Source organism: Mycobacterium sp. MOTT36Y (assembly GCF_000262165.1).
In the GTDB taxonomy this organism is placed as follows: Bacteria; Actinomycetota; Actinomycetes; order Mycobacteriales; family Mycobacteriaceae; genus Mycobacterium; species Mycobacterium intracellulare.
In genome coordinates this window covers 133,360-153,108 of the sequence record NC_017904.1, presented here as the reverse complement: position 1 = coordinate 153,108, position 19,749 = coordinate 133,360, and the positions used below count along the sequence as shown (strand labels likewise).

Annotated in this window: 22 protein-coding genes; 11 read left to right on the top strand and 11 right to left on the bottom strand. The window is 68.6% G+C overall.

Features of this window, described 5'->3' with window-relative positions; translation table 11 throughout:
- Nucleotides 1-13: 13 nt before the first annotated feature.
- From W7S_RS00775 to W7S_RS00765, 3 genes are all read right to left on the bottom strand, one after another.
- Nucleotides 14-1,186, bottom strand: a complete 1,173-nt coding sequence (locus W7S_RS00775; protein ID WP_014381602.1) for a PPE family protein — start codon at nt 1,184-1,186, stop codon at nt 14-16.
- 31 nt (nt 1,187-1,217) lie between these two features.
- Nucleotides 1,218-1,523, bottom strand: coding sequence for a PE domain-containing protein (locus W7S_RS00770; RefSeq protein WP_008262885.1), 306 nt, complete (start codon nt 1,521-1,523; stop codon nt 1,218-1,220).
- A gap of 403 nt (nt 1,524-1,926) precedes the next feature.
- Nucleotides 1,927-3,255: a HAMP domain-containing sensor histidine kinase gene (locus W7S_RS00765; RefSeq protein ID WP_009956853.1), complete on the bottom strand. Its 1,329-nt coding sequence runs from the start codon at nt 3,253-3,255 to the stop codon at nt 1,927-1,929.
- A 230-nt stretch (nt 3,256-3,485) separates the two neighbouring features.
- Here W7S_RS00765 and W7S_RS00760 point away from each other — a divergent pair, with 230 nt between their 5' ends.
- The 4 genes from W7S_RS00760 to W7S_RS00745 all read left to right on the top strand — a co-directional run bounded on the left by W7S_RS00760 (nt 3,486) and on the right by W7S_RS00745 (nt 7,595).
- Nucleotides 3,486-4,136, top strand: coding sequence for a TetR/AcrR family transcriptional regulator (locus W7S_RS00760; RefSeq protein ID WP_038534760.1), 651 nt, complete (start codon nt 3,486-3,488; stop codon nt 4,134-4,136).
- The gene (locus W7S_RS00755; protein WP_014710798.1) at nt 4,133-5,344 is read left to right on the top strand and encodes an acyl-CoA dehydrogenase family protein; all 1,212 of its coding nucleotides are present in this window, start codon (nt 4,133-4,135) and stop codon (nt 5,342-5,344) included. Before W7S_RS00760 ends, W7S_RS00755 begins: the two co-directional genes overlap by 4 nt.
- A 68-nt stretch (nt 5,345-5,412) precedes the next feature.
- Nucleotides 5,413-6,630 (top strand): GNAT family N-acetyltransferase, encoded by a 1,218-nt coding sequence (locus W7S_RS00750; RefSeq protein ID WP_014710797.1) that lies wholly within the window; start codon nt 5,413-5,415, stop codon nt 6,628-6,630.
- 17 nt (nt 6,631-6,647) lie between these two features.
- Nucleotides 6,648-7,595, top strand: coding sequence for an FAD-binding oxidoreductase (locus W7S_RS00745; protein ID WP_014710796.1), 948 nt, complete (start codon nt 6,648-6,650; stop codon nt 7,593-7,595).
- 50 nt (nt 7,596-7,645) lie between these two features.
- Here W7S_RS00745 and W7S_RS00740 read toward each other — a convergent pair whose 3' ends face one another.
- Nucleotides 7,646-7,924 carry a hypothetical protein gene (locus tag W7S_RS00740; protein ID WP_014710795.1) on the bottom strand — a complete coding sequence of 93 codons (279 nt, stop codon included), beginning with the start codon at nt 7,922-7,924 and terminating at the stop codon, nt 7,646-7,648.
- A 178-nt stretch (nt 7,925-8,102) separates the two neighbouring features.
- Between W7S_RS00740 and W7S_RS00735 the strand changes: the two genes are divergently transcribed.
- On the top strand, nt 8,103-9,317 hold the full coding sequence (locus tag W7S_RS00735; protein WP_014378823.1) for an MFS transporter: 1,215 nt from the start codon (nt 8,103-8,105) through the stop codon (nt 9,315-9,317).
- Between the two features lie 19 nt (nt 9,318-9,336).
- On the opposite strand, the gene W7S_RS00730 is transcribed toward W7S_RS00735, so the two are convergent.
- Nucleotides 9,337-10,374 carry an LLM class F420-dependent oxidoreductase gene (locus tag W7S_RS00730; protein ID WP_014378822.1) on the bottom strand — a complete coding sequence of 346 codons (1,038 nt, stop codon included), beginning with the start codon at nt 10,372-10,374 and terminating at the stop codon, nt 9,337-9,339.
- Between the two features lie 11 nt (nt 10,375-10,385).
- Nucleotides 10,386-10,808 carry a nuclear transport factor 2 family protein gene (locus W7S_RS00725; RefSeq protein ID WP_014378821.1) on the bottom strand — a complete coding sequence of 141 codons (423 nt, stop codon included), beginning with the start codon at nt 10,806-10,808 and terminating at the stop codon, nt 10,386-10,388.
- A gap of 120 nt (nt 10,809-10,928) precedes the next feature.
- Here W7S_RS00725 and W7S_RS00720 point away from each other — a divergent pair, with 120 nt between their 5' ends.
- Nucleotides 10,929-11,501 carry a PadR family transcriptional regulator gene (locus W7S_RS00720; protein ID WP_009956861.1) on the top strand — a complete coding sequence of 191 codons (573 nt, stop codon included), beginning with the start codon at nt 10,929-10,931 and terminating at the stop codon, nt 11,499-11,501.
- Here the strand turns inward: W7S_RS00720 and W7S_RS00715 are convergent.
- Nucleotides 11,461-12,369 (bottom strand): SAM-dependent methyltransferase, encoded by a 909-nt coding sequence (locus tag W7S_RS00715; protein ID WP_014381601.1) that lies wholly within the window; start codon nt 12,367-12,369, stop codon nt 11,461-11,463. The two genes, W7S_RS00720 and W7S_RS00715, sit on opposite strands and share 41 nt — an antisense overlap.
- 119 nt (nt 12,370-12,488) lie before the next feature.
- On the opposite strand from W7S_RS00715, the gene W7S_RS00710 reads away from it, so the two are divergent.
- Entirely contained in the window at nt 12,489-13,244 is a 756-nt protein-coding gene (locus W7S_RS00710; RefSeq protein ID WP_014378819.1) for a haloacid dehalogenase type II, read from the top strand.
- Between the two features lie 32 nt (nt 13,245-13,276).
- On the opposite strand, the gene W7S_RS00705 is transcribed toward W7S_RS00710, so the two are convergent.
- Complete coding sequence (locus tag W7S_RS00705; RefSeq protein WP_014378818.1) at nt 13,277-13,996, bottom strand: CoA pyrophosphatase; 720 nt, start codon at nt 13,994-13,996, stop codon at nt 13,277-13,279.
- A gap of 72 nt (nt 13,997-14,068) precedes the next feature.
- On the opposite strand from W7S_RS00705, the gene W7S_RS00700 reads away from it, so the two are divergent.
- Nucleotides 14,069-14,962, top strand: a complete 894-nt coding sequence (locus W7S_RS00700; RefSeq protein WP_014383617.1) for a hypothetical protein — start codon at nt 14,069-14,071, stop codon at nt 14,960-14,962.
- The gene (locus W7S_RS00695; protein WP_014710794.1) at nt 14,959-15,225 is read left to right on the top strand and encodes a YdeI/OmpD-associated family protein; all 267 of its coding nucleotides are present in this window, start codon (nt 14,959-14,961) and stop codon (nt 15,223-15,225) included. Before W7S_RS00700 ends, W7S_RS00695 begins: the two co-directional genes overlap by 4 nt.
- 5 nt (nt 15,226-15,230) lie before the next feature.
- On the opposite strand, the gene W7S_RS00690 is transcribed toward W7S_RS00695, so the two are convergent.
- From W7S_RS00690 to W7S_RS00680, 3 genes are all read right to left on the bottom strand, one after another.
- A complete protein-coding gene (locus tag W7S_RS00690; protein WP_009956869.1) occupies nt 15,231-15,584 on the bottom strand; it encodes a VOC family protein in 354 nt (117 codons plus the stop codon).
- Between the two features lie 60 nt (nt 15,585-15,644).
- Complete coding sequence (locus tag W7S_RS00685; protein WP_238535819.1) at nt 15,645-16,154, bottom strand: hypothetical protein; 510 nt, start codon at nt 16,152-16,154, stop codon at nt 15,645-15,647.
- Between the two features lie 130 nt (nt 16,155-16,284).
- A complete protein-coding gene (locus tag W7S_RS00680; protein WP_009956872.1) occupies nt 16,285-17,169 on the bottom strand; it encodes a cyclopropane mycolic acid synthase family methyltransferase in 885 nt (294 codons plus the stop codon).
- Nucleotides 17,170-17,511: 342 nt separating this feature from the next.
- On the opposite strand from W7S_RS00680, the gene W7S_RS00675 reads away from it, so the two are divergent.
- Nucleotides 17,512-18,084, top strand: coding sequence for a hemerythrin domain-containing protein (locus W7S_RS00675; protein ID WP_008262854.1), 573 nt, complete (start codon nt 17,512-17,514; stop codon nt 18,082-18,084).
- Between the two features lie 289 nt (nt 18,085-18,373).
- Nucleotides 18,374-19,702: an MFS transporter gene (locus W7S_RS00670; protein ID WP_008262852.1), complete on the top strand. Its 1,329-nt coding sequence runs from the start codon at nt 18,374-18,376 to the stop codon at nt 19,700-19,702.
- Nucleotides 19,703-19,749 lie beyond the last annotated feature (47 nt).

Here is a 19,749-nt window from a genome sequence, read left to right as displayed (position 1 = left end):
CAGGGGGTGTGCTTCAGACTCTGGCGTCGACAACCCGCACGGTCGCCGGCTGTTCGGCTTTGTCACGGGATCCGCGGTCGCCTCCCGCCGCATGCCCCACGGGCATGCCGCCCATCGGGGCGCCGCCCGTCGTCGTGGTCTGCGGTCGCATGGCCTCGGCGCCCAACGCACCGGCCGGGCGCAACCCCACCGGCCGGCCACTGGTGGCGGGCTCGAATGCGCTGACCGGACGGGTGAAAGTGCTCGCGGGGACGCCCGCACTGCCCAGGGACGCGCCCCCGCCGGCCTCCGCCGCCGAAAGCCCGGTGGCCGAGACCGCGGAAACCGCGGGCGTCGCCCCGCCCATGCCCATGGCGCCGGGATTGGCGAACATGCCCATCAGCGGCTGCATCATCTGCATCGGGGCCTGCATCGCCTGCATGGGAGCCTGCATCATCTGCGGGGCCGCCCCCATCATCTGCTGCACGGGCTGCATGAACGTGCCGGCCTGACCCATGAAGTCCTGGGCGCCCGAGGTCGCCTGCCCCGCGCCCTGCGTACCGGTCTGGGCGCCCTGCATGGCGGCGCGCATGCCGTCGCCCGCGCCCATTTGCGCCGCGGACTCCCCCACCGCCGCCGCGGCCTGCGCCGGCGCCGCCGGCGAGGCGCCCATGGTCGCGATCGGCGGCGGAATGGTCAGGCTCGAGGACAAGGCCGTGAGGATCGATCCGTAGCTGGCCCCGACCGCGGAGTTGTTCGGCCACATCGACCCGAAGTACTCGAGCTCCAGCGACGTGATCCGTGGGGTGAGGGCGCCGAGCACCAGCGGGTTGATGCCGTAGTCGGTGGCGGTCTCGGTGCGGTTTTCGATGCATTCGGGCGCGGGCCGCATCGAGCCGTACGCCATCTGATACGCCGAGACCGCCGTCGAAACCACCGCCGGCTTCACGTCGACCCAGCCGGCGAGCCCGTGCAGCGACGCGTTGAGCGCGGTGGCGTTGGCCGCCGAGGCCAACGAACCGGCGCCGGTCCAGCTGGCCGACGTCGCGACGGTGTTGATCGTCGAGGCGATGCTGGAGCCGTGATGGGTGGCCGCCAGCGCGGTCCAGGCTGCCTGGTTGGCCAGATGAGTGACGACGCCCGCGCCGGCCTTGAGCAGCAGGTCGTTTTCCTCAGGTGTACGCGCAGCCCACCCAGGATCGGCCATGCGCACCTCCCCCTTTAAACGTTGCTAGCGACTAAGCGCCAATAGCCAGCGTCAGGCTGCGCATGAGCTCGGTGACCACATAGGTCCCCGAGGCGAGGGTCTGCGTGCCGGAGAACAAGCCGCGTTGGGCGGCGTGCTCGGAAACCACGCCCAGGTAGCTCGCGCCGCACGCGTTCAGCGCCGCCGCGAACATCGCCGAGTCGGGGTCGCCGCCCATCGGCAGCACTCCCAGCAGGACCGGCGACGCCGCCGAGGCCGCGGCCTCGGTCTCCGCGCTGATCGCCGACTCGGCGGCTGCAGACGCCAGCACCGCCTCCGACTGCACCGAAACAACCATGATTCCCTCCGAACCCTCAACGCCAAAGCCACGTGCTCGGGGCCTTCTTGGGGCCTTAGTGTAGTGCGGATTGGTTGATCTTGTATTCACTGCCAATCGGCCGGATGCGTGGCCCCTGATTTCGGTAATTCAGGCTGGTCCCAAGCGCGAAACTGGTGATTTCCCACAAAGAGTCGTTAATAAACCTCAATCGCCACTCGAGACTCGGCAGTCACAAAATCCCCGTCTTTTCTCGCCGGGGCGTCGAGTTTGATGCCGAATGGCAGGTTCCGAACGGCGGCGTAATGGTGTCGGGGATATTTGCGGGAAATGGCGGGCGGGTGAGTGCGCGCCGGCTGTCGAGGTTATCGGAGTAAACATTTCGCGGCGCGTTAAGAACGGCTCCGTCGGTCCAGGCAGGCGGCTAGGCCGGGCCACGCCCGTCGCCGGCGAGCCGCAACAGAAGTCGGGTGCCACCGAGTGGGCTGGTCTGCAATGCCGCTGTGCCGCCGTGCAATTCGGCCTGCTGGGCGACCAGCGCCAGGCCCAGCCCCGATCCCGAACGTGAGGCCGTCGATCCGCGGGCGAAGCGCTCGAACACCGTGGCACGTTCGGATTCCGGGACGCCGGTGCCGTCGTCGTCGATCGCGATCTCCACGCCCTCGCCGGAACTGCTGACGGTCAGCTGGATCTTGCCGGCGTTGCCGTGCTTGACGGCGTTGGCGATCGCGTTGTCGATCACCAGCCGCAGGCCGGTGGGCAGCCCGACCATCAGCACCGTCGGCGAGGGCACCAGGGAGACCTCGACGGCGGGGTAGCTGCGCAGCGCGTCGTGCGCGGCGCGGTCCAGCAGCTCGGTGATGTCGAAGGGGACGAAATCGTCGACGGTGGTCAGTTCGCCCTGCGCCAGCCGCTCCAGCGCCGTCAGCGTCCCTTCGATGCGGCTCTGGGTGCGGATGACGTCGCCGATGACCTCGTGCCGCTGCTCGGGCGGCAGGTCCAGGGTGGACAGCACCTCGAGATTGGTGCGCATGGCCGTCAACGGCGTGCGCAGCTCGTGGGAGGCGACCGCCGCGAAGTCGCGCGCCGACTCGAGCGCCGCCTTGGTGCGCTGCTGTTCCTTGCCGATGCGGGCCAGCATCCCCTCCACCGCCTCGGCGATCTCCACCGCCTCGCGCACGCCGCGCACCTGGACCTCGTCCGGGCTGGACTGGGCGTTGATCGCGCGGGCCTGCTGGGCCAGCAGCAGGAAGGGATTGACCATGATCAACGAGATCACCCAGCCCACCACGACCGTGCCGCCGATGACGCTGGCGCAGATCAGCAACACTCGCAGGTGCAGTTCGTTGATCCGATGCTGGGCCTCGGCCAGCGGCGCGGCCAACGCTATCGAGGCGGGACCCGCGGTGAAGGTGCGAACGCGGTACTGCACCCCGTTGATGGTCGTGTTGGCGTAGCCGTCCGGGAGTTGGGGCAACACGATGCTGCTGGGCGCCGACACGGTCACCCCGCCGATGCGCGCGGTGCGCACCAGGTTGCCGTCCGGCATGTGCCGGTCGGGGGTGGCGGGCGGCGCGGTGTTGAGCAGGCTGCTGATGTCGCCCAGGCTGCTGACCGAATCGAGCCGGCGATCGAGCTGGCTGTACTGGTCGTTCGTGACGCCCACCCACACCCAGGTGCCCAGCAGGACGACCAGCGTCATCACCGAGATGGCGGCGACGATGAGGATCGTGCGCAGCGACAGCACCCGCATCGGCAGCTGTACACGCGGGAAGACGCGGATGTCGGGCTCCTTTGTGGGTTCGAGTGGGTTCGTGACGACCAGCCTGAGTACAACCCTCACAGCCGCGGGGGTTCGGCACGTTCAAGCGCGATGGCGTTTCGCAAGAATTTACCGTCAACCGCGCCGCACCCGTGCCCGCCGCCGGCTGGGAACCGGACGCCGTTTTGCTCGCCCGCATGGTGAGTGAGTACTCTCTCACCATGCTCACCGGACCCGGCCGCGGTCGCGACCGCCTGCTTTCCGCGGCGTTACGGCTGTTCGCCGCGAAGGGGTACGCGGCCACGTCGGTGGCCGACATCCAGCGCGAATCGGGCCTGGCGCCCGGCTCGGGCGCGCTCTACAAGCACTTCGGTTCCAAACGCGAGTTGCTCGAGGCCGCGGTCGCGCACCGGATCGACAGCATCGTGGCGGCCCGCGAGCAGTACGACGCGGGACAACCGGGCAGCGTCGAGCACGCGGTGCGCACCGCCGGGCAGCTGATCTGGAGCAACCTCAAACACAGCGAGGATCTGCTCAAGGTCATGCTGCGCGAGCCCGACGAGCTCGGCGATCTCGACGAGAAGACGTGGCAGGTCATCACCGACAACGCCTACCAACGCTTCGCCGACGAACTGGCCGCGTCGAATCGCTCCGGGCGCACCAGCATTCCCGACCCCGAAGCGGCCGCGGCGGTCGCGATCGGCTCGCTGTCCTACGCCGCGACCCTGCAAGCGCTCACCGGCCGCCTGCCCGGCAACACCGACGAAGAACGGTATTTCGAGGCGTGGGTCAACCAGACCGTCAGCGTCCTGGCCCAGTACGCGAATCCCCGAAACCCTTTGAACACCAACGATTCAGGAGACCAGCAGTGACGTTCTCACTACAACTGTCCGACGACGTGATCGAAGTCCGCGACTGGGTGCACAAATTCGCGGCCGACGTCGTGCGGCCCGCCGCCGCGGAATGGGACGAGCGCGAGGAAACACCGTGGCCGGTGATTCAGGAAGCCGCGAAGGTGGGGCTGTACTCGCCCGACCTCTTCGCCCAGCAGGCGGCCGAGCCGACGGGCCTGGGCATGCTGACGGTGTTCGAGGAATTGTTCTGGGGCGACGCGGGTATCGCCCTGTCCATCATGGGGACGGGACTCGCCGCGGCGGCGCTGGCGGGCAACGGAACCCCCGAACAGCTGGGCCGCTGGCTGCCCGAGATGTTCGGCACCGCCGACGAACCCAAGCTGGGCGCGTTCTGCTCGTCGGAGCCCGACGCGGGTTCCGACGTCGGCGCCATCCGCACCCGCGCGCGCTACGACGAGGCGACATCCGAGTGGGTCCTCAACGGCACCAAGACGTGGGCGACCAACGGCGGCATCGCCAACGTGCACATCGTGGTGGCGTCGGTCTACCCCGAGCTCGGCACGCGCGGCCAGGCGACGTTCGTCATCCCGGCGGGCGTCAAGGGCCTGGCGCAGGGCCAGAAATTCAAGAAGCACGGGATCCGCGCCTCCCACACCGCCGAGGTGGTGCTCGACGACGTCCGGCTGCCCGAGGACCACATCCTCGGGGGCCGGGAGAAGTTCGAGGCGCGCATCGCCCGCGTCAAGTCCGGGGCCTCCGCGCGCGGGCAGGCGGCGATGAAGACCTTCGAGCGCACCCGGCCCGCCGTCGGCGCGATGGCCGTCGGCGTGGCGCGGGCCGCCTACGAGTACGCGCTCGACTATGCCTGCCAGCGTGAGCAATTCGGCCGCAAGATCGGCGAATTTCAGGCGGTGGCCTTCAAACTGGCGGACATGAAGTGCCGCATCGACGCCGCCCGCCTGCTGGTGTGGCGCGCGGGATGGATGGCCCGCAACAACCAATACTTCGACTCCGCGGAGGGGTCGATGGCCAAGCTGGTGGCCAGCGAAACCGCGGTCTATGTCACCGACGAGGCGATCCAGATCCTGGGCGGCAACGGGTACACCCGCGACTACCCCGTCGAGAGGATGCACCGCGACGCGAAGATCTTCACGATCTTCGAGGGCACCAGCGAGATCCAGCGGCTGGTGGTCTCCCGGGCGCTGACGGGTTTGCCCATCCGGTGACGATCGCCGCTTGACGCGTCGCGCGGCCCGCGGCCCGCGCCGGCCGGGGAACGCGACATGATGGCGGCATGGCTACCGAGATCCGGGTGCTCGACAGCGAGGACGACCTGATCGCCGCCGCGAACGTGTTTCGCACGGCCATGGTGGGGTTTCCGCCGCTTACGGGGCTCGCCCCCGGCCAGATCACGACGCTGCTCGAGCCGGGCCGGACCGTGGGGGCATTCGCCGACGGTCGACTCGTCGGCACCGCCGACGCCTTGACGAGCCGGTTGACGCTGCCCGGCCCCGCGATCGTGGGTCACGCCGCCGTCACCCACATCGGGGTGCTGCCGTCGTTCACCCGGCGAGGCATCGCCACCGCGCTGATCCGTCACCAGCTGCGCGACTTCGCCGCACGCGGTGAGGTGGTGGCGACGCTGCGGGCCTCGGAGGCGACGATCTACGGGCGCTACGGCTACGGCGTCGCGAGCTCGTCGCAATCCGTCGAGGTCCACACCGCGCGGGCGGGGCTGCGGCGCGGCGTCGGGACCGGCGGCCGGGTGCGCCTGCTCGACACCGCGCAGGCGTGGGAGTTGCTGCCGCGCATCTATGCCGAGAACCGTCCCGCCCGCCCGGGCACCATCGACCGCCCACAGTCGTGGTGGCAGGGCGTGCGGCTGCGCGCCGAATCCGACCCGGGGGCAGCCTATGTCGCCGTGCACGGCGAGCCGGGATCCGAATCCGGCTTCGTCCGATACCGCCCGATCGACACCGAGCGGTGGTTCGTCAGCGACCAGCGCACCATCGTGGTCGAGGATTTCTTCGCGCCCACCGCCGAGGCCTATCTGGGGTTGCTGCGCTTTCTGCTCGGACTGGATCTTGTTGACCGCGTGCTGTTTTGGATGCTGCCGCTCGACGATCCGCTGCCCTGGCTGGTTGCCGACCGGCGCGCCGTGCGGGTCACCGCCGTGCACGACGAAACCTGGCTGCGCATCATCGATGTGGCGGCGGCGCTGTCCGCCCGCAGCTACGGTGGCGACGGTGCCGTCACCATCGCGGTCAATGACCCTGCGATGCCGGCCAATTCGGCGCGGTTCGCCATCGCGGCCGACGGCGTCACGGTCACCGACCGGCAACCCGACGTCACCGTCGACGTCGAGGGGCTGGGCGCCGTCCTGTTGGGCGGCACCACGTGGCGCGATCTCGCCGTGGCCGGGCTGGCCCGTGCCGACGATCCCGAAGCGCTGACGGCGGCCGATCGATTGTTTGCCGTGCCCGAGGCGCCCCACGCCGGGTTCTACTTCTGACGGCGGGGGTGATGCGGATGATCGTCGTCATCGGCGCGGGAATATGTGGCCTCGCGGCAGCCTACGAGCTTTCGCGGCGCGGCCACGACGTCGTCGTGCTGGAGCGCGGGCGGCCATTCGGGGAGCAATCCGCCGGGCTGGCGCGGATATTCCGGGTCGCGCATCGGCGCCCGGCGCTCTGCCGGTTGGCGCTGACGGCGCGAACGGGCTGGCAACGGTGGGAATCCGAGTTCGGCGCGGGGCGACTGCTGGGCTCCGAGGGCTTCATCGCCGCCGGCGCCTGCGACGACGTCGCGGCGGCCATGAGCTCCGCCGGCGCGCAGTTCTCCCGGCTCGGGCGTTCCGAAATCGCGGCACGGATTCCGTTCGCGGTCGTGCCTTGGGAGACAGGAGTTTTCGATCCCCTCGGCGGCAGCCTGCGCATCCGCCGCGCCCTGAGCTCGTTGGCGCGCCGCGTCGCCATCCGCAACGCACACGTGCTGTCGGTGGCCGACGACGGCGCGACGACGCTCGCCGACGGCACCGTGCTGCGCGGCGACCGGGTGCTGATCTGTGCGGGTGCGCACACTCCAGACCTGTTCGGTCCGCTCTCAGTTGGCTTCGTTCCGCACACCCGGTTCACCTACCGCGGCGCGGACGCGGTCGGCGCGGCGTGCCTGTCCGCGCCCGAGGGCTACGGATTGCCGCTCGGCAGTACCGGCAGGTGGGCGTTCGGCCAGGAGGTGGCGGACCCCGCGACCGTGCGCGCGCTGTTCCCGTCACTGTCGCCGGTGGACCAGGTGGACTGCGTCAGTGTCCGCGCCCCGTGGCTCGATCCGGGCGGCGACGGCTGGACGGTGGCGCAGCGTGGGCGCGTGCTGGCGTTCGTCGGTAGCAATCTCATGAAATTCGGGCCGCTGCTCGGTGAACTGCTGGCGCGGGCCGTGCTGGACGACGAGGTGCCCGCGCAGTTGCTCCTGGACTAGGCGCTAAACCGCAAGGGCGGCAACGTAACCCACGTCACCGACCGAGTGCGTCAGCCGTGCGGCGCCTCGGAGATCTTCGTGTCCGGCTTTCCGAGCGTCTGGCAGTACGTCGTCACCGAGAGCCGCGTCGCCGAGATCTCGACGTTGCTCGGGTCTGCGCCGCTCTTGTCCCTGAGCATCTTGCTGACTTCGTCGTTCTGCTTCTTCTCGTCCTGCGTGGTGAAGTCTTTGCACTTTGTGTCGCCGCCGGTGTTGATGACCTGTGAGGCCGAACACGCGCTGGACAACAAGACGGAGATCGCGATCGTGGCTGCCGCAATGTACTTCATCGTGTGCCTTCCTGGGTGCGAGTAGTGGTATCAGTACACCAAATCCGCTGATTTCAAACCCCTTCACACCGCGAAGTCCGCGCCCGCAGCGGCGGCGCGATCACGTCCACGGGAATAACCACCCGGGTGGCGTCGCGTTCTACGATCGTCGGCCGCGCGTTGGAGGGGGAGAAGACCAGTGATCTCGTCGAGCGTGCGCAGCGGCCGCAACCGCCGAGCGCGTAACGGCCGGGCCGCCACCCGGGCCCTGTTCGTCAGCGTGCTGGCGTTGCTGCTGGCGACGGGATGGGTCGCCAACCACTTCGTCGCGTTGATGCCGGTGATCAGCGGCCGCGAACACCTCAGCACCGCGACCCTCGATGGCATCTTCGGCATCTACGCGCTCGGGCTGCTCCCCGGGTTGCTGATCGGCGGCCGCGCGTCGGACGCGTTGGGCCGGCGGCCAATGGCGCTGGCGGGCGCGGCCGCCACCGTGGCGGGGACGGTGGCGATGCTGCTGTCCCAGCACACCGGCGCGCTGCTGGTGGGCCGCCTCGTCGTCGGGGTCGGTGTGGGCCTTGCCATCAGCTCCGGCACCGCGTGGGCGTCCGACCTGAGGGGCCCGGCCGGCGCCGCGACCGCCGGCGCGGTACTCACCGCCGGCTTCGCCATCGGGCCGTTCGCCGGCGGGGGATTCGCGTGGGCCGGGCAGTCCGGCATCCAGGTGTCGTTCGCCGTCGCCGCCGCGATCGTCGTGCTGGCATCGCTTGCCGTCGCCGTCGCGGCCACACCCGGCGCACACGTGGCCCGGCCGGCGCCGCCCCCCGACGCGGGCCCGACGGGACCGGCGGCACAGGGAGTGTCGCGGGCCCTGAGTTGGGCCATGCCGCTCGCACCGTGGGTATACGCCTCGGCGACACTGGGTTTCGTCACCATCCCCACGCGGTTGCACACCGCGCTGGCGGCCCCGATCGCGGCGGGCACGGCCACCCTGATCGTCAACGGGGTCAGCGGTGTCGTTCAGGTCCTGGCCCGCACGCGCCGGTGGGGGCCACAGACCGGGACCGCCGGCGCGGCTTTGGCCGCGGTCGGCTACGTGGTGGCCGCGACGACGCCACCGGCCCTGACGCCCGCGGTCGGGATACCGCTGTTGTTGATCCTGGGCTGCGCTTCGGGCCTGTGCCTGCGGGAGGGCTTGATCGATCTGGAGGCCGCGGCGCCGCAACACCTGCGGGGCGCTCTGACCGGGGTGTTCTACGTCGTCACGTACATCGGCTTCGCGCTGCCACTGTTGTTGGCGACCGCCGAGCCTGGCGTCTCGGCGGCGATCCTGTCGGCCATGGCGGCGCTGGCGTCGGTGAGCGCGGTCGGCAGGGCGATGCGGCTACGACGAGATAGTCACCGCCAGAACTGATTTGGCTCCACAGCGGCCGTCACACCAGTTCGCGCAGCGTTTCGATGAGCTTGATCCGCTCGGCCGTGGTCGACGCGATGGGCGCCACGTTCAGCGTGGTTACCCCCGCCTCGCGGTAGGCCGCCAGACGTTCCTTGACGAACGCTCGGGAGCCGATCAGGTTGACGTCGCGCACCAGATCGTCGGGCACCACCTTGGCGGCGCCGTCCTTGTCGCCGGCAAGGTAGAGCTCCTGGATCCGGTCGGCCTGCGGGCCGTACCCGTACTTGGTGGCCAGGGTGTGGTAGAAGTTCTTGCCCTTGGCGCCCATCCCGCCGATGTAGAGCGCCAGGTGCGGTTTGACGAATTCCCTTAGCGGCTCGACGTTTTCGCCGATGGCCAGGACGGGTCCGGCGTAGACGTCGAGCTCGCCCAGCGCGGGGTCCCGCTTGGCCCGCCCGGTGGCCAGCGCCTCCCCCCAGACGTCCTGCGCCTTTTCGGGCAGGTAGAAGATCGGTTGCCAACCCTCGGCGATCTCGGCCGCCAGTTCGACGTTCTTCGGCCCCAGCGCGGCTACCAGTATCGGGATGCGTTCACGCACTGGGGAATTGATGAGCTTGAGGGGCTTACCCAGCCCGGTCCCCCGGTCGGGCGGCAGCGGGATCGTGTAGTGCTTGCCCTGGTGGCGCACGGTCTCGCGCCGCCACACCTGGCGGCAGATGTCGATGACTTCACGCGTCCGGCCGATCGGGGCGTCGTAGGGCACACCGTGGAAGCCCTCGATGACCTGCGGGCCGGACGCGCCCAGGCCGAGGGTGAACCGGCCGTCGGAGACGTAATCCAGGCCCGCCGCGGTCATCGCGGTCAGGGTGGGCGTGCGGGTGTAGAGCTGCAGGATGCCCGACGCCAGCCCGACCCGCTGTGTGCTTGCCGCCAGGTAGCCGAGCGCGCTCACCGCGTCGAACGAATACGCCTCGGGGACAAAAACAATATCCAACCCGGCGCGTTCCAGGTCGGCCACTTCGGCGGCCACGTCCTTGAAACCGCCCGCATAATTGACGCTCAAACCAATCCGCATGGTCCCTACTTCTACGCGGTGCCGGATTGATTGGCCAACTCCAGCGCCTCCCGCTGGATGCGGTCGAACTGGGCGCCCATCGCCTCCGACAATGCCGTCGCGCCCGACAGCGGCCGCACCATCACCACGAAGTCGTCGATCAGCCCGTCGTCGTCGAAATGCAAGAAGTCGCAGCCGGTGATCTTCAACCCGGGCGCCCCGACGATCCCGGTCTCGAAAACGAAGGCGTGGTCGCGGCCGCCTGCGTCGTGAATCTCCCGGATGTAGCGGAAGTCCTCGAAGACGCGCAACACACCGCGCAGGATGGCCGCGGTGATCGGCTTGCCGACATACGGCTTGAACGCCACCGGGCTGGTGAACACCACCGTGTCGGCCAGCATCGCCTGGATGGCCTGTTCATCGCGCTCTTCGACGGCCGTGCGGAACGGGTGCATCAGCGACCTCGCATAGTCAACTTGTTGAGTAATGAGGTCGACGCTAAGGCCGCCGTCGGGAATTGTCCAGGGTGCGGTTGGTCACTTTGTTGACTAGTCGCATCGCTGTACGATCGGCCGGTGTCGCTGCGTGACGCGGTGTTGGCGGCCCTCCTCGAGGGCGAGTCGTCGGGATACGACCTGGCCAAGGGTTTCGACGCCTCGGTCGCGAACTTCTGGCCGGCCACCCCGCAGCAGCTGTATCGCGAACTGGATCGACTGGCCGAGCAGGGCCTCATCCGGGCACGGGTCGTGCGTCAAGAACGGCGGCCAAACAAGCGGATGTTCTCGCTGACCGAGGCCGGGCGCGAGGCGATCCGGCAGTTCACCGCGAAGGCGCCGAAACCCTCGGTGATCCGCGACGAGCTGTTGGTCAAGGTCCAGGCCGCCGACGCCGGCGACATGCCGGCTGTGCGCGAGTCCATCCTCGAGCGGATGCAATGGGCGCGGGCCAAACTGCAACGCTACGAACGGTTGCGGGCGCGCATGATGGACGGTCGCACCGAGAAGGAGTACCTGGCCCACACCGACCGGGTCGGCCCCTACCTGACGTTGGTCCGCGGAATCTCGTTCGAGGAGGAGAACATTCGATGGGCCGAGCAAGCCCTGGCTGTCATCGAACGACGCCTGTCGGCGATTCGCGGACCGCGGTGAAGAACTTGGTGCGCATCAACCGGTCGAAGACCGCCGGCAATTCGTGGAAGGGCCGACCATACTCGGTGGCCGCCTTGTCGACCAGGTTCACGGCCGTGACACGCCAATGCCGCTGGGCCAGAAACTCTTTGGTGTCGATGCGCGCATCGTCGTACCACAGCTCGGCCACCGGAGGCTGACCGGTGTCTTGGCTGATCGTGGGGACATTGTCGGCGAATTCGCGCACTTCGCCCGGGGCGGGACCGAGTTCGGCGGCAATATGGCTACCGGTCGCCGACAACTCGTGCAGCCTTTCGAACAGCGCATCCTGGGCCGGCCCGGGCAAATACGGCAGCAGGCCCTCGAGCGCCCACGCCGTCGGCCGGTCGGGGTCGAAGCCGGCCGCGATCAGCGCGCCGGCCCAGTCATCCCGTAAATCCGTGGCGACGGTGATGCGCCTCGTCGAGGGCACGGCGCCCTGCCGGTCGAGGACCTGTTGCTTGAACGCGAGCACCCGAGGCTGATCCACTTCGTAAACCGTGTGGCCCGCGGGCCAGTCCAGCCGGTACGCCCGCGAATCCAATCCGGCCGCCAAGATGACCGCCTGGCGCGTCCCCGATCGGGTGGCATCAGCGAAAAACTCGTCGAAGAATCGCGTCCGCACCCCTACCCACTGCGCGTTGAAGGCCGCGGCACTGCTCATGTCGGCGTTGTCCACGGCCGCAATCAGATTCGGTTCACCGGCGGCGGCGACGAAGCCGGCGGCGAAGTCGTCGTTCGCCAACGGCGGCTGCAGACCCGCGTCGAGGGCCCGCGCCGCACACACCGCCAAGGCGGTGAAGCCGACGCTCGTCACGATATCCCAGGTATCGCCGGCGCTTCGGGCCACAACGGCCTCCCTTCGGTCATCAATCGGGAAGTCAAAGATTCGTTCGCACAGCTAACGATAGCGTACGCCGTGCACCGCCGGGCGCATCGCAGGTGACGAGCGCAGCGTTAGCCTGAGGCATGACCGACTACCGCTCACCGTCGACCGGTCGGGTAGTGCGTGCAGTTCTGTTCGATACGTTCGGAACGGTCGTCGACTGGCGTTCGGGGATCGCCGCCTCGGTACGGCGTTTCGCGCAGCGCCAACACATCGACGTCGACCCCGACGCGTTCGCGCTGGAGTGGCGCAGTCGATACCTGCCCTCCATGTCCGAGATTCGCTCGGGCCGACGGGAATTCGTGTCGCTGGACGTTCTGCATCGAGAGAACCTCGTCGCATCGCTCGCGAAGTTCGGCGTCAGTGCCGACGCGCTGCCCTGCGACGAGGTGCAGGCACTCGCCCGGTCGTGGCGCTGGCTGCCACCGTGGCCGGACAGCGTCGACGGCATCGCGGTCATGAAGCGGCACGTCATCGTCGGGCCCTTGTCCAACGGCAACACCGGGCTGCTGGTCGAGATGGCGAAGTACGCGGGCCTGCCCTGGGATGTGGTCCTGGGTTCCGACGTCAGTCAGGCCTACAAGCCCGACCCGCGGGCCTACCAGACTCCCGCGCGATTGCTGGGCCTGGAGCCCGGTGAGGTGATGCTGGTGGCGGCGCACACCGCCGACCTCGAGGCGGCCCGCGATAGCGGCCTGGCGACCGGTTTCGTCGCGCGCCCGCAGGAGTACGGGCCGGACCCGGTGCCCGCCCCCGCGCCCCCGGGCCCCTGGGACGTCTCAGGCACCTCACTGGTCGAACTGGCGGGCTCACTGTTCGGTGCGCAGGGCCGACCTTGAGTGCCCCGACTTTCGAAGAGGTTGCGCGAAAGCTACTTCCAGGCGAAAACGGGTTGTTCCAGCCCGTCGACCGGGTCGTGGCGGCCTTCCAGTCCCAGCCACCGCAGCTGCAGGAGCACCGCCCCGGTGGGCGCGTGGATCAGGTCGCCCCCCAACGGAATCTGGACAACCGGTCGCGGGCTCTCCGGGATGGCGATGAATCGCGGCGAATCGTCACGTTGCAGTTGGTGCAGGCCCACCCGGTACACCGCGACGACCTCGTCGGGCGATGGGCGCGGATCCAGGCGGCCGCCTCCCCAAATCACCACCGGCGTAATGACATATCCGGACCGGGTCGGGTAATCGTCGAGCAGTCCCAGCACGGTCGCCTCGGGGAGTTCGATGCCGACCTCCTCGCGCAATTCCCGCAGCGCGGCCTCGACGGCGGTCTCGCCCGGGTCGAGGCGGCCACCGGGTAACGCCCACTGCGCGGCGTGCGAAGTGAGTCGAGAAGCCCTGCGGCACAGCAGGAAAGCCGCCCCGCCCGACACGTCGACCATGCGCCCGTCGAGGCCGGCCGCGGGCAGCCCTCGATCGACGTTCCAGTCGTCCACCGGCGCCGGATCCACCCGGTCCTCCCCGACATCGGAGTCGACGAGCACCACCGCCACGGCGGCGTGCCGCTTGGCCGGATCGGCCACGCTTCGACGCTCGTGGCCGGCGAGATTGCTCCGGATCCGCTCGTGTAGTACCTGGTCATAGGGGATGGTCACCGCTCGAGCCTAGGCGGGGTCGTTCGGGCCGCGTGCTTGGTCCCCACCCGTCACCGGTGGTTAACTGCCAGCATGCGACGACAACCCGAGTTGGCCCGACGCTTCTTCGATCGCTACGAGCCGGTGCACGCGGTGACGTATTTCGCGCCCGAGGCCCGGGCGGCGTTGGACGCGTTGGGTTACCGGGGTTTCTGGATGGGCTATTTCGCGGCCCGCTCCGCGCCGCTGGGCATGGTGCCGCGGGAGGTCGTGACCTCGGTCTTCTACAACTTCGCGCCCGAACGGGTTGCCAAGGCGTTGCCGGCGGCGTGGGAGATCGCGGGTCCGGAGGCCGCATTGCGGGCGCGCCAGGAGTCCGCGGTGGCGGCGCTGCGCCGCTACGGCCTCGGGTCGGACGAAAACGTCCGCGTGGCAGCCGAACTCGCCGGGAAGGCGGCGCGCCACGCGCCGCTCGATGCCCGCCCGCTGTTCGCCGCTAATCTGGCCCTGCCCTGGCCCGACGATCCCCTGGCCGCGCTGTGGCACGCCACGACGCTGCTGCGCGAACAGCGCGGTGACGGGCACGTGGCGGTGCTGGCGGCGGCGGGCATCTCCGGACGTGAATCCAACGTCTTACACGCCGCGGCGGGCAACGTCGCGCGCGACTACATCGCCCGCACCCGCGATTACGACGAGGCGGCATGGCGCCATCACGAACAGCGCCTCGCCGAGCGCGGGTTGCTACGCGATGACGGGACGCTGACCGCCGCGGGGCGCGAACTGAAGGACCACATCGAGTCGAGCACCGACGCCCTTTGCCTGTCGGTGCTCGACGTGCTCAGCGACGACGAGGTCGAAACGCTGTTTCGGGCGCTGTCCCCCATCACGCGCGCCGTGGTCGCCGCCGGCGATATCCCCGCCGCGACCCCGATGGCGTTACGCCGCGACGAATTGCAGGATGACAACGCACATTTGGTGGACCGATGAGCGCCCGGCGAGTGCCCGGCGGGGTGGTGCACAAGCTGCCCGCCGACCTGCGCGAGTCGTTGCTCGCCAACCCCACGGCCCTGGCCGCCTGGAACGACATCACGCCGCTGGCCCGAAACGAGTTCATCTGCTGGGTCGAGGATGCCAAGCAGGAGGCCACCCGGGCGCGCCGCATCCGCCGCACCGAGGAGGAGCTGGAGGAAGGCAAACGCAGGCCGTGCTGCTGGCCGGGCTGCAAACACCGCGAACGCACCGGAAGGTAGGCGCCCTAGCGTCCCAGCGGTTTGTAGAAGACCAGGCCGTTGCCCTTGTTGTCATAGACCACGGCGCGTCGTTCGTGGGCGTCGTCGTAGGGGCCCTTGACGATGCCACCACCGCTGGCCTCGACAGCCTTCGCCGCGGCGTCGACGTCCGCGGTCTTGATGCCGACGACGACCTGGCCGGGGATGGGATGGTCCACGGCGGTTGCCAGCGCCAACGTGACCGGGCCCGCATCCAGGGCCGCGAAGTGCGCCCCGTCGCGAAACTTCAACGGCATGCCCAGGGTCTCGCTGTAGAACCGGATCGACTCGTCCAGGTCGTCGGTGGACAGGATGATCATCTTTGCTTCGTGCTCGGTCATGGCGCCTCCGTGTGGCTGGATCGCTATCAGCCTAGGCGGACGGGCATCCCGGGGAGCGGCTCAGGCGGCGTCGGTCGGAACCGGTTGCCCCTCAAGGTAATCCATCGGCGGCGCCTCCCCATGTCCCGCGCCGCGGTAGGCCACCGCGGTTGCCAGCGCCGAGCCACCTTCGATGGTGCCCACCACAACCACCCGGTCGTTGACGGTGAATTGCGGTGCCGCGACGGCGGGTTGGCTACCGCGATGGGTGATGACGGTGGTATCCGGGGTGAAGCGATAGGTCTGGGTGTACCCGTCGGGGCTGCGCATGGTGACCGAGTCCACCGTCACGGCGATCACGGTGCCCTCCTGCTTCACCGGCTGCGAAACGGAAGGCGGACTGACCTCGGCGGTCACGGTTCGTTTGCCGGCGCGGACCCCGTTGAGCACCAACACCGTCAGGCACGCCGCGCATATCAGGGCAGCGCAGACGATCTCGCACACCTTCGCCGCACCGGACATACGCTGACCTCGATCGGTCGGCGTCTGGGTTTGCTCCAGCGACTCCGGCATGCGGTGTTTGGCAGCCACGATCCGTCCTTCCTGCGGCTTGCGCCGAAGGACATCGACACCCACCGAATCAGGTTGTTGCCGTGGAATTACCCGCCGTGCTATGCCGGTAAACCGGGCGCCCCCCCCGGATGGGGGCACAGGACGGGCGTCAGCCCTTGGTCAGGGTGAACTGCGCGACGTCGGTGTAGCCCTCACGGAACAGGTCCGCGCAGCCGGTCAGGTACTTCATGTACCTGTCGTAGACCTCTTCGGACTGAATCTCGATGGCCTCGTCGCGGCGCGCCTCGAGTGCGGCCGCCCATGTGTCGAGGGTGCGCGCGTAGTGCAGGCGCAGCGGCTGCACCAGCTTCACCCCGAAACCAGCACGCTGGGCATGCTCCACGACGCCCTTGGCCTGGGGTAGATCCCCGCCCGGGAAGATCTCGTCCATGATGAATTTCATGAAGCGCAGCTTGGTCATGGTGATGGGCAGCCCGCGCTCGGCGAACTCCTCGTCGCTGGGCTTGATGATCGTGTGCAGCATCATCACGCCGTCCGCCGGAAGAGCCTCATAGGCGGTCTTGAAGAAATCGTCGTAGCGGTCACGCCCGAAGTGCTCGAAGGCGCCGATCGACACGATGCGGTCGACCTTGTCGTCGAACTGCTCCCAGCCCTGCAGCAGCACCCGCTTGGACCGCGCGGACGGATGCGCGTCGAGGCGGCGCTGCACGTGCGCCTGCTGATTGCGGCTCAGCGTGAGCCCGACGACGTTGACGTCATAGCGCTCGAGCGCGCGGACGATCGTGGTGCCCCAGCCGCACCCGACGTCGAGCAACGTCATGCCCGGCTGCAATCCCAGCTTGCCCAGCGAGAGGTCGACCTTGGCGATCTGCGCCTCTTCCAGCGTCATGTCCTCGCGCTCGAAATACGCGCAGCTGTAGGTCCGCGTCGGATCCAGGAAGAGCGCGAAGAACTCGTCGGACAGGTCGTAGTGCGCTTGTACGTCCTCGAAATGCGGTTCCAAGCTGACGGCATCGCCGGGATTTTCGGACAAGGCACAACCTCTGACTTATTCATATCGGGTTCAACGGCGCGATCGAATCGATCGCCGCACGGACGCCCCAGTGTATCCGGCCGGCACACCGTGCCCCTCCGCCGAGTTCCCGACCAGCTTAGTGTCGCCGAAATGGCTCTCAGCCTGCCAGAACACTTACGTCGGCGCAAATTTGCTAATCCCCTGCGGCGCAGAGCAACTCGGGCGAGCACATCGATGCGGTGCCTACCGGGGTCGTTACATCGACCCCGCGAGCGGGTAAGACGAGGCTGGCGTTCTTCAATGGTGTCGAACGCGCTAACCCAGCCGGCTGACCGGCGTCACAGGGGCGGAGGCTCACCGATGGCCGACATCACCATGTTGATTCTCGCCGACCACGATTGGTTCCGCGAACAGTTCGCCCGGCTGGATTACCTCCAGGCACAGCAGCCGGCCGACCGCACCGGGCTCGAACGGGTGTGGCGACCGCTCGCCGACAAGCTCGACGTGCACGCCTACATCGAGGAAAAGATCTTCTACCCCCAACTGCTCAAACGGGGTGGCGAGGACGCCGAGGGCGAAACCCTCGACGCCATCGGCGACCACAACGACATCCGCGACGGGGTGCGCGACGCCGACGCGGCCGAACTCGGCAGCGAGCAATGGTGGGCGGCGGTCGGGCGCACCCGCGAGGCCAACGACGATCACATGGGCGAGGAGGAACGCGAAGGGCTCTCGGACTTCCGCCGCAACGCCCCGATCGGCCTTCGCGAAGCGCTCGGGCGCCAATACAGCGAGTTCATGGCCGAGCACCCGACCACCGAGGGGCTGCCCATCACGGATCGCGATCCGCGTCGCTATGTCGAGCAGGTGGAGGCCCCCCGCCCCGGCCCCGGGGACTTCTCGTTGCGCATCGGCAGCCTGAAAGGCCAGTGACGCGCGCCCGTGACCGGGCGAACGTGACGGGGATAACCCCGCGTCACCTCCGGCGGCGCGGCGGTGCCGCCGACGTGAATGCCGGCGACCCGTTCTAGCTGGCGTTTGTCGCACGCGATCGTGGCCGAGCGGGATCGCGGCGATCGCCGCCGGTCGTCCCACGTCAGGGCCGTGAAGCCCACCCCGCCGGTTGTCCCTGAGAAAGTTGTGGGTAAGTCTTGATTCGATGGTTATTCGACGCCGCCGGAGGAAATGGGCACGTAGAGAAATCCGGGTCGCCGACCCCGCGATGCGCCGAACCATCATGGGCACCGCGATCGGGAACTTCATGGAGTGGTACGACTTCGGGGTCTACGGGTACATCGCGACCACGATCGCCCAGGTGTTCTATCCCGGCAAGAACGTCAGCGGAGTCCACCTCATCGCGACCTTCGGAACGCTCGCGGCGGCGTTCGTCGTGCGTCCGCTCGGCGGGTTCATCTTCGGTCCGCTGGGCGACCGGATCGGGCGCCACCGCGTCCTGGTGGTCACCATCCTGATGATGACGGTGAGCACGACCGTGACCGGCCTGCTGCCCACCTACAGCACCATCGGCATCTGGGCGCCGATCCTGCTCGTCCTCGCGCGAATATTCCAGGGCCTGTCGACCGGTGGTGAATACGTCGGCGCCATGACCTATCTCGTCGAGCAGGCCCCCGATCACAAACGCGGCATGATGGTCGGGTTCCTGCCGATGGGCAATCTGGTGGGGTTCGTCCTGGCGGGCTTGCTGGTGACCGGGCTGCAGACCTGGCTGCCCGAGGACGCCATGCTGACCTACGGCTGGCGGATTCCGCTGCTGTTGGGCTTGCCTTTCGGGCTGGTCGCGCTGTTCCTGCGGCTGCGGCTCGAGGAGTCCTCGGCGTACCAGAGCGCCCACGACGATGCGCACGCGGGCGACCAGGGCCGGCAACAGATTCACCGCACCATCGTCGAGCAGTGGCGACCCATGCTGATCTGCGCGGCGCTGGTGCTGACTTCCCAGGTCGCCGACTTCATGCTCACCGGATACCTGCCGACGTACCTGCGGCTGTTCGTGCGTGTGGGCCGCACCGCCGGACTCGTCATGATCGTGACCACGTTGGCGATCCTGATGGGCACGGTGGTGCTCGTCGCGGCCTTGTCCGATCGCATCGGCGTCAAACCGATCATGTGGACGGGGTGCGGCCTGCTGATCGTCGCCTCCATACCGGCGTTCCTGCTCATCCGCTTCGGCGGCATCTACCCGGTGATCTTCATCGGGGTGCTGCTGATCGGTTTGATGGAGCTGTGCTTCGACAGCACCGGGCCGGCCATGCTGCCGGCGCTGTTCCCCACCAACGTGCGCTACGGCGCGCTGGCCATCTCCTACAACATCTCGATTTCGCTAGTCGGCGGCATCACGCCGCTGATCGCCCAGGCTCTCGTTTCGGGCACCGGCAACGTGATGGTGCCGGCCTACATGCTGATCTTCGGGGGCGTGGTGGGCGCGATCACGCTGCTGTTCACCCCCGAAGTCGCCGGCAAGCCTTTGCCGGGCTCCGGGCCCGCGGTCGAAACCGAGCGGGAGGCTCGCGCGCTCGCCGACGACGTCCGCTAGCGACCGTCCCGGGGCGGATGGCCGTTTGGGCCGCCACCCGCTGTGGC